Genomic DNA, 7,851 nt, shown 5'->3' with positions numbered 1-7,851 from the left:
GCGACGGAGTCGGGCCCGTTCCTCTACCTGCACGGCGAGGCGATCAGTCCCTACCTCACCTCGATCATCGGCGACGCCGAGACCGAGCTGCTGACAGCGCAGCCGCAGACCACGCGCAGCGCGAAGACGGTCGCCGAGGCCGCCACCCGCGACGTGGCGGCGCTCAAGCGCGGGATCTCGATGCGCACGATCTACCAGCACAGCGCGCGGCGTCACCCCGCGACGCACAAGTACGTCGCCGACGTGACCCAGCACGGCGCCGAGGTGCGGACGCTGGACGAGTTCTTCAACCGGATGATCGTGGTGGACCGGCGGGTGGCGCTGATCCCGGCCGCCGACAGCCTGGCGACCGCGGTCGTCGTACGAGAGCCCGCGATCGTGGCGTACCTCGTGGACGTCTTCGAGCGCGCCTTCGCGCGCGGCCGTCCGTTCGCCAGTGGCGAGCAACGGGTGATGAAGGAGATCGCGACCGAGCAGCGGGCGATGACGATGCGGATGCTCATCGAGGGCCACGCGGACGCGGTGAGCGCGAAACGGCTCGGCGTGAGCGCGCGGACGTATGCGGGCTATGTCGCCGAGCTCAAGGACGAGTACGACGCGGAGACGCGCTTCCAGCTCGGTTACATCATGGGTCAGCGCGGCATCGCCGGTCAGGACACCAGCGGCGGCTGACCGTCAGGGCCGGACGGCCCGGGCACAGCTCAGTTGCGGCCGATGACCCAGCCCCAGCCGCTGTCTGCCTCGGCAGCGGTCGGAATCGAGACAACGCCGACGGCAGCGATCATCACAGCGAACGCGAGAGCGGCCTTGCGAGCAATCTTCTTCATCGTCATTCCCCTAGCTAGTGGGGTCCCTCCCGGAACCCTCCCTCTGGAGCCCGAGAAGCGTGACCGTCCCCCAAATGTCCAGACCACGCCCTGCCATCTTGCCGCAACTTCCCGGCATAAGCGAGACCCCGGGTGAGGGGGTCCTCACTCGGGGTCTCGTGCTGTCACTTGGCGGAGGCGGAGGGATTTGAACCCTCGATGGGGTTGTAGCCCCAAACCCGCTTAGCAGGCGGGCGCCATAGACCGGACTAGGCGACGCCTCCTCCACCATCGGTCGCGAACGACCGAGCAGCGGAGCAAGGTTACAAGCACCGTCGCGCGGCTCCCAATTGACCCGCCCGTCGTCTCCCGGACGGGTACGACGTCAGCGGGCTGCGCCGCGCAGGCGGTCGCGGATGTCGCGGGCGAGATCGTCCTTGTCGCCTGCGACGAGCTCGACCGGGATCGTCGTCGAACGGCCGTCCCGCAACCGCAGGATCACGCACTCGATGTCGCGGGGCGCAGCAGCGACGGCGTCCTCGACGTCGCTCCACGGCGCCTCGGAGACGCCGGCGGCCCGCACCATCCGGACGCGGTACCCGGACGACGTCAGCCGGACCACCACGAGCCGGCTGCGCAGCCACCAGCTGAGCCCGATCAGGCCGAGGATGCCCAGCCCGAGGAGGGCCACCAGGACGTCGAGGCTCCACTCGAACGCCACGGCCGCGACCGTCGTACCGAGGAGGAGCAGGGCGAGCAGCACGAGGTAGGCACCGACGAACCGCGCCATCACGACAGGCGCGAGCCGGTACTCGGAGACGGAGGTCGAGTGCGCGCTGCTCATGGGCCGATTGAACAAGACAGAACCCGGGTCGACCAAAGTGGGAGCGCCCGGTCGTCTAGGCTCGCTTGCTGTCCGAGAAGACGCCCTGGCGTCGCCCCGGACGAGGAGGGGTGCCGGAGTGGCCGATCGGAACCGCCTTGAAAGCGGTCGTAGGGAGACCTACCGCGGGTTCGAATCCCGCCCCCTCTGCCAAGGACCACGCACTCACAGGAGTGCCGAGAACCGGCTGGGTTCCGGGCGTACGGCGGCGGCCTGCTCGGCCACACGACTACGACGTCCGCGGTTGCCGGTGAGCGCAAGGTCCAGGCGGATCATGATCCAGCCGATCATCAGGCCGACCACGAGGCCGTAGACGACCGACAGCAGTGCTTCCTGGACGGTGACCGCGGGGTTGGCGAGGGCCGTGGTGGTGGGCGAGGTGGCGGCGACGCCGAAGGCGCAGACCCACCAGCCCTGGCGGCGGCGGGCCCGCATGTGGCATCCGTAGGCGAGTGCCGGGACACCGAGGATCGTCTCGATCGGGCGCGGGAAGGCGCCGAGCGTCTCCCTGCTCCAGGTCACCCAGGACAGCAGCTGGTCGACGAGGCCGGAGGACCCGTAGTTCCGCAGCAGCTCCGCGTAGAGCAGCGTCGCCGCGAGCACCACACCACCGATCGCAACCACAATGAGGCCGCGCCGACCGAGTCCGTGGAAGCCGGCCCCGAGGCGGAACACGAGCACGATGGCCGCGAGGAACGCCATCCCCAGGCCGACGTACTCGAAGCGCACCGTCTCGATCACCGGCTCGAACCCGATGGTGGCCAGGGCGCCGACCCCCGCGACGACCAGTCCTGCGACGCACTCGCGGGCCGAGGCGAGGAAGCTGGCTGCCGGGACGGTGATCATGACCCCGAGGACGGCCGCGACCGCCGAGGTCAGGACGGCGGCGCCCGTGAGCAGCAGGTCCTGGTCGCTGAGCACGGCGGTCAGGCCGCACGCGAGCGCCAGCAGGCCGAAGACCACCGGCCGGCCACCGGTACGGGCGGCGAGGGCAGCGCTGAAGGTGGTCGCGATGACGATGGAACCGACCCTGCCGAACCAGTCCGGGCCGACAGGCACCATCGCGCAGACGAGGGCCGCGGTCCCTGCCGCCATCGCGGCCAGCAGCATCAGCAGCGGCTGGCGCGAGGTCCCGAACTCACCGAGGCGCTGCTCGATCGGCTCCCGGGAGGGGACACGAGGAACGCTGCGGGACACGAGGAAGGACCTTACAGACGGCGGTTCGCCAGGGAGGGGTTGACCCGGCGCGCCTCGCTGAGCACCTCCCGCTCGAGGACGGCGCGCACCACTTCGGGCGCGTCGTCGGACCCGGGGCCGGCCTCGGCCACCACCTCGCCGAACGGATCGAGCACCACCGAGTGACCGCAGTAGCGGGGTGCCGGCTGGCCGACCGCGGCGACGTACACGGTGTTCTCGATGGCGCGCGCGGTGAGCAGGGTGCGCCAGTGGTGCACCTTGCGCGGCCCGGCGACCCAGGCCGCCGGGACCACGATCACCTCGGCGCCCCGGTCGACCAGCGCCCGCGCCAGCTCGGGGAAGCGGAGGTCGTAACAGGTCATCAGGCCGACCTTCCAGCCGTGCACGTCGACGACCACCGGCTCGATCGGACCCGCCGTCAGCCGGTCCGACTCGCGGTAGCCGAAGGAGTCGTACAGGTGCACCTTCCGGTACGACGCCGCGCTGGCCCCGCGCATCAGCAGGGTGTTGAACGGGCGGCTCGCGTCGGGACCCTGCTCGAACAGTCCGGCCACGACAGTGGTGTCCCTGTCGGCCGCCGCGGCGGCGAGCGTCGTACCGAACGGACCGTCGATGGGCTCGGCGTACCCGCTCACGTCGGACCCGGCCTCGCCGAAGTCGCGGGCGAAGGCCTCGGGGAAGACGACCAGGTCCGTGTCGGCGCCGTGCTCGGCGGTCAACCCGGTGAGGGCTGTCCGGTTGACGGCGGGGTCGAGGGACGCCGCTGCTTGCACGAGGGCGATGCGGAGCGTGGGGACCGTCACGGTGCCAGCGTAGGACGTGGATCGGGGTCGGCTGGGAGACTGACGAGGTGATCGAAGCCGGATTGACCTCGTTTGCGGCCATCGTCCTCGCGGGCGGCCAGGCGACGCGGCTCGGCGGCGTGGACAAGGCGACGATCGAGATCGACGGCCGCAGCCTGCTGGACCGGGCCCTCGAATCGGTCATCGACGCGAGCGAGGTCGTCGTGGTCGGCCACTGGGTGCCCACCGACCGGCCGGTCACCTTCGTCCTCGAGGACCCCCGCCACGGCGGGCCCGCGGCCGGCCTCCTCACCGGGCGCGACTCGCTGCTGCGCCGCTTCCCGACCCTGGCCGTGCTGGCCGTCGACATGCCGCACCTGACCTCCTCGACGTTCCGCCGCCTGCACGACGCCGCCGTGAGCCACGAGGGTGCTGCCCTGGTCGGCGCCGACGGTCGCCGGCAGCTGGCCTACGTCCTCGAGACCGCTCGCCTCGACGCCGTACGGCCCGGCCTGGAGGAGCAGCACGGGATGTCCATCCGGGCCCTGCTGGAGCCCTTCGACCTCGCCGAGGTCGACCAGATCGGCCGCGAGGCACAGGACATCGACACCTGGGCCGACCTGCGCGATGCCGGTCCGGAATCGGATGACCTGCGCTGACCACAGCCCGGGCCCTTGTCAGCACCGGCCCTTGAGGATCACTCTGTTCGGGTGAACCTCCACGACTGGATCGATGAGTTGTGCGATGTCCTGGACATCGAGGCCGAGGCCGACGAAGGCCTCCTGGTTGACCTTGCCCGCATCGCTGTCGACAACGTCCACCCCGCGGCCGGGGTGGTGACGGCGTTCCTCCTCGGCTTCGCCGCCGGCGAAGGCGGTGCGGACCCCGACGAAGTGGAGGTCCTCGCCGGCAGGGCGCAGGCGCTCGCCGAGGCCTGGGACCGACCTCCGGGCGTCACCGACGAGCCCCAGGTCGACGTCGAGGTGGAGGAGCTCTCCGACGCCGAGTACGACGACCGGGACTCCCTCGTCTGAGCACTCGGCCCGCTGACACACTGGCTGCATGCGCGCCGTCACCCAGACCGGCCCCGGGGGCCCTGAAACCCTGACCGTCACCGAGCTGCCCGACCTGGTTCCCGGCCCCGGTGAGGTGCTGATCACCGTCGCGGCCACTGCCGTGAACCGTGCCGACCTGCTGCAGCGGCAGGGCTTCTACCCGCCGCCGCCGGGTGCATCGGACGTCATCGGCCTCGAGTGCAGCGGCACGATCGCCGCACTCGGCGAGGGAGTCGAGACGTGGTCGGTGGGCGAGCAGGTGTGCGCGCTGCTGGCCGGTGGCGGCTACGCGAGCCAGGTCGTCGTACCCGCTGCGCAGGTGATGCCGATCCCGAACGGGATCGACCTGGTCACCGCCGCGGCGCTGCCCGAGGTGGCGTGCACGGTGTGGTCGAACGTGTACATGGTGGCCGGGCTCGGCCCCGGTGACGTGTTCCTGGTGCACGGCGGTGGCGGCGGGATCGGCACGTTCGCGATCCAGCTGGCCGCGAAGACAGGTGCCCGGGTCTTCACGACCGCCGGCAGCGAGGAGAAGCTGCAGCGCTGCCGCGACCTCGGCGCCGACGTCGCGATCAACTACCACGACGAGGACTTCGTCGCGGTGGTCAAGGAAGCCACCGGCGGCCGCGGGGCGGACGTCGTCCTGGACAACATGGGTGCGAAGTACCTCGCCCGCAACGTCGACGTCCTCGCCGACGAGGGCCGCCTCGTCATCATCGGCATGCAGGGCGGCGTGAAGGCAGAGCTCAACATCGCCCAGCTGCTCGCCAAGCGCGGCGCGGTGATCGCGACCGCGCTGCGGTCCCGTCCGGTCGAGGGCAAGTCACGGATCTGCGCATCGGTCGTCGAGAACGTCTGGCCGCTCGTCGACGACGGCACCGTCGTTCCGGTCGTCTCCGCCGTCCTCCCGCTCGACCAGGTGGGCGAGGCCCACCGGCTGATCGAGTCCGGCGACAGCGTGGGCAAGGTCCTGCTGACCCCCTGATCCCGGCTGGCCCGCTCGGGCTAGGTTGGGATCCATGACCGAGAGCGGCGAAGAGCAGATCGTGGTGGTGGGACCGGACGGGCAGCCGATCGGCACCGTGCCCGCCTCAGCAGCCCAGGCCAGCCAGGCCACGGACGTCACCGATGTGACCAGCAACGACGACGAGGACGACGACGGCGAGCGCTCGCTGGCCGACCTGGTCGAGCAGCCGGCCAAGGTGATGCGGATCGGCAGCATGATCCGCCAGCTCCTCGAGGAGGTGAAGGCCGCGCCGCTCGACGAGGCCAGCCGCAACCGCCTCGCCGCGATCCACCGGTCCTCCATCGCCGAGCTCGAGCAGGGCCTGGCCCCCGAGCTGGTCGAGGAGCTGGAGCGGCTGTCGCTGCCGTTCTCCGAGGACGTCACGCCGTCCGAGGCCGAGCTCCGCATCGCGCAGGCGCAGCTGGTCGGGTGGCTCGAAGGCCTCTTCCACGGCATCCAGACGGCGATCTACGCGCAGCAGATGGCCGCGCGCGCCCAGTTCGAGCAGATCCGCCGTGCACTGCCCCCGGGGATGGCCATGGGCGGGCCCGAGCAGTCACCCCTGCAGCCGGACCAGTCCGGCCAGGGCGGTCAGGGCGGTCAGGGCGGTCAGTCCGGCCAGGGCGAGGAACACCGCACCGGCGGCATGTACCTGTAGGGACCGGCCCGCGTCAGGGCTTCTGGCGGCCGAGCCGGCTGATCAGCACCAGGCCGAGCACGCCGATCAGGCTGATCGCGCCCCCCGGGGCCAGCAGGCGCCCGAGGTCGGGGGTGGCATCGGCGTCGGCCGGCGGGTCGCTGAGCGCGGACGCGGGCGGCTCGACGGCCGGCGGTACGGCGAGGTACTCACGGAGCCGGACCACGGCAGCCTGGTCGAGACCCGCCGCGGCAACGTACCCGTCGCAGGCGTCGGCGCTGAGCTCGTCGGGCGTGCTGCCCTGGGTGAAGAAGATGTAGCGGCCGCCGACCTTCAGCGTGCGGTCCGCGACGTCGTCGGTGGGCGTGAACGTGACCTGCACGTACTTCCCGGCTGCGAGGTCGCTCTTCAACGGCACCTGGACGAACACCCGGTGCGAGCTGGTGTCGTCCGCCCCGCCACCCGGCAGGACGCCCGGCAGGACACCGTCGACACGGCCCACGAACACGTCGTCGACGCCGGCGCCACGCTCGTAGACCGCCGTACGGTCGTTGAGGACGAGATCGCCGCAGCCGTCGGGCATCGTCGGCGTCGCGTCGGCCGCTGCGGGGAGCAGCGAGAACAGCACGGCCGCCAGGGCGGCGGCGACACGCAGGGGGAGCCTCACGCGCCCATCCCACCAGATCCGGGCGCGGGGAACCAGCGACCCAGCTCCACGGCGGCGCCGTCGTCCTCGACCGAGGCGGTCACGTCGTCGGCCACCGCCTTCACCTCGTCGACCGACTGGCCCATGGCCACGCCACGCCCGGCCCACTGCAGCATCTCGATGTCGTTGCGGCCGTCACCGATCGCCAGCACGTCCGCCCGGTCGACACCGAGCTGCCCGGCGACGTACTCGAGGCCGGAGGCCTTGGAGACGCCCACGGGCGCCAGGTCGAGCCAGGCCGTCCACCCGACGACGTAGTCGGTGCCGTGCAGGCCCAGCCGGCCGGACAGCTGGACGAAGTCCTCGGCGGTCGCGTTCGGGTCGCGGATGATCACACGGCTGACCGGCTCGGCGACCATGTCGGCCACCTCGGCGACGGTCGACGTACCGCCCAGCTCACCGTCGGGGAACGGCGCGGACACGAGGTAGCCGACGCCGCGCTCCTCGACCGCGACCAGCGCCTCCGGGTGTTCCTTGAGTACGGCGGCCACGGCTGCGCGGGCGTCGAAGGTGACCTCGTGCACGACCTCCATCGGCGGGTACCGCAGCACGACGGCGCCGTTGGACGCGACGATCCAGATCTTCTCGCCGTGGCCGTGGAGGTCGAGCTGGTCGGCAACGGTGACCATGTTGGCGGCCGAACGCCCCGACGAGAGCACCACGTGGGCGCCGGCGTCGAGCACCCGCCGGACGGCGTCGTGCACCGCGGGGGTGACCTGCTCGTAGCTCATGCCGAGGCCCTCCACCCACTTGAGCAGGGTGCCGTCGATGTCGAGAGC

The 7,851-nt window shown here is 71.4% G+C and carries 10 protein-coding genes, 2 tRNA genes and 1 pseudogene; 6 read left to right on the top strand and 7 right to left on the bottom strand.

Features of this window, described 5'->3' with window-relative positions; all coding sequences use genetic code 11:
• Nucleotides 1–672: pseudogene (locus ACOADB_RS25495) on the top strand (LuxR family transcriptional regulator); the annotation flags it as partial.
• A 29-nt stretch (nt 673–701) separates the two neighbouring features.
• Here ACOADB_RS25495 and ACOADB_RS25490 read toward each other — a convergent pair.
• From ACOADB_RS25490 to ACOADB_RS25480, 3 genes are all read right to left on the bottom strand, one after another.
• The gene (locus ACOADB_RS25490; protein ID WP_378605520.1) at nt 702–827 is read right to left on the bottom strand and encodes a hypothetical protein; all 126 of its coding nucleotides are present in this window, start codon (nt 825–827) and stop codon (nt 702–704) included.
• A gap of 169 nt (nt 828–996) precedes the next feature.
• Nucleotides 997–1,090 (bottom strand) — tRNA-Ser (locus ACOADB_RS25485).
• 101 nt (nt 1,091–1,191) lie between these two features.
• The gene (locus ACOADB_RS25480) at nt 1,192–1,650 is read right to left on the bottom strand and encodes a hypothetical protein (protein WP_378605517.1); all 459 of its coding nucleotides are present in this window, start codon (nt 1,648–1,650) and stop codon (nt 1,192–1,194) included.
• 104 nt (nt 1,651–1,754) lie between these two features.
• On the opposite strand from ACOADB_RS25480, the gene ACOADB_RS25475 reads away from it, so the two are divergent.
• Nucleotides 1,755–1,842: transfer RNA gene (locus ACOADB_RS25475), tRNA-Ser, on the top strand.
• Between the two features lie 12 nt (nt 1,843–1,854).
• Here ACOADB_RS25475 and ACOADB_RS25470 read toward each other — a convergent pair.
• The gene (locus ACOADB_RS25470) at nt 1,855–2,886 is read right to left on the bottom strand and encodes a hypothetical protein (RefSeq protein ID WP_378605514.1); all 1,032 of its coding nucleotides are present in this window, start codon (nt 2,884–2,886) and stop codon (nt 1,855–1,857) included.
• An 11-nt stretch (nt 2,887–2,897) separates the two neighbouring features.
• Entirely contained in the window at nt 2,898–3,689 is a 792-nt protein-coding gene (locus tag ACOADB_RS25465) for a carbon-nitrogen hydrolase family protein (RefSeq protein ID WP_378605511.1), read from the bottom strand.
• 47 nt (nt 3,690–3,736) lie between these two features.
• Between ACOADB_RS25465 and mobA the strand changes: the two genes are divergently transcribed.
• Genes mobA through ACOADB_RS25445 form a run of 4 tightly spaced genes read left to right on the top strand, consistent with a single transcriptional unit; the run spans nt 3,737 to nt 6,387 of the window.
• A complete protein-coding gene (mobA, locus tag ACOADB_RS25460) occupies nt 3,737–4,327 on the top strand; it encodes a molybdenum cofactor guanylyltransferase (RefSeq protein WP_378605508.1) in 591 nt (196 codons plus the stop codon).
• Nucleotides 4,328–4,378: 51 nt separating this feature from the next.
• A complete protein-coding gene (locus tag ACOADB_RS25455) occupies nt 4,379–4,702 on the top strand; it encodes a DUF6457 domain-containing protein (RefSeq protein WP_378605505.1) in 324 nt (107 codons plus the stop codon).
• A 28-nt stretch (nt 4,703–4,730) separates the two neighbouring features.
• Nucleotides 4,731–5,708, top strand: coding sequence for an NAD(P)H-quinone oxidoreductase (locus ACOADB_RS25450; protein WP_378605502.1), 978 nt, complete (start codon nt 4,731–4,733; stop codon nt 5,706–5,708).
• Nucleotides 5,709–5,742: 34 nt separating this feature from the next.
• Nucleotides 5,743–6,387 carry a bacterial proteasome activator family protein gene (locus ACOADB_RS25445; RefSeq protein ID WP_378605499.1) on the top strand — a complete coding sequence of 215 codons (645 nt, stop codon included), beginning with the start codon at nt 5,743–5,745 and terminating at the stop codon, nt 6,385–6,387.
• A gap of 13 nt (nt 6,388–6,400) precedes the next feature.
• Here the strand turns inward: ACOADB_RS25445 and ACOADB_RS25440 are convergent, their stop codons facing one another.
• Nucleotides 6,401–7,033 carry a hypothetical protein gene (locus ACOADB_RS25440; protein WP_378605496.1) on the bottom strand — a complete coding sequence of 211 codons (633 nt, stop codon included), beginning with the start codon at nt 7,031–7,033 and terminating at the stop codon, nt 6,401–6,403.
• The coding region (locus tag ACOADB_RS25435; RefSeq protein ID WP_378605493.1) for an HAD family hydrolase at nt 7,030–7,851 on the bottom strand (822 nt) is incomplete at its 5' end. The genes ACOADB_RS25440 and ACOADB_RS25435, both read right to left, overlap by 4 nt.

Source organism: Nocardioides sp. CPCC 206348 (assembly GCF_048654705.1).
Lineage (GTDB): Bacteria > Actinomycetota > Actinomycetes > Propionibacteriales > Nocardioidaceae > Nocardioides.
The sequence above is the reverse complement of the archived record's forward strand: the minus strand, read 5'-3'. Positions and strand labels throughout refer to the sequence as shown.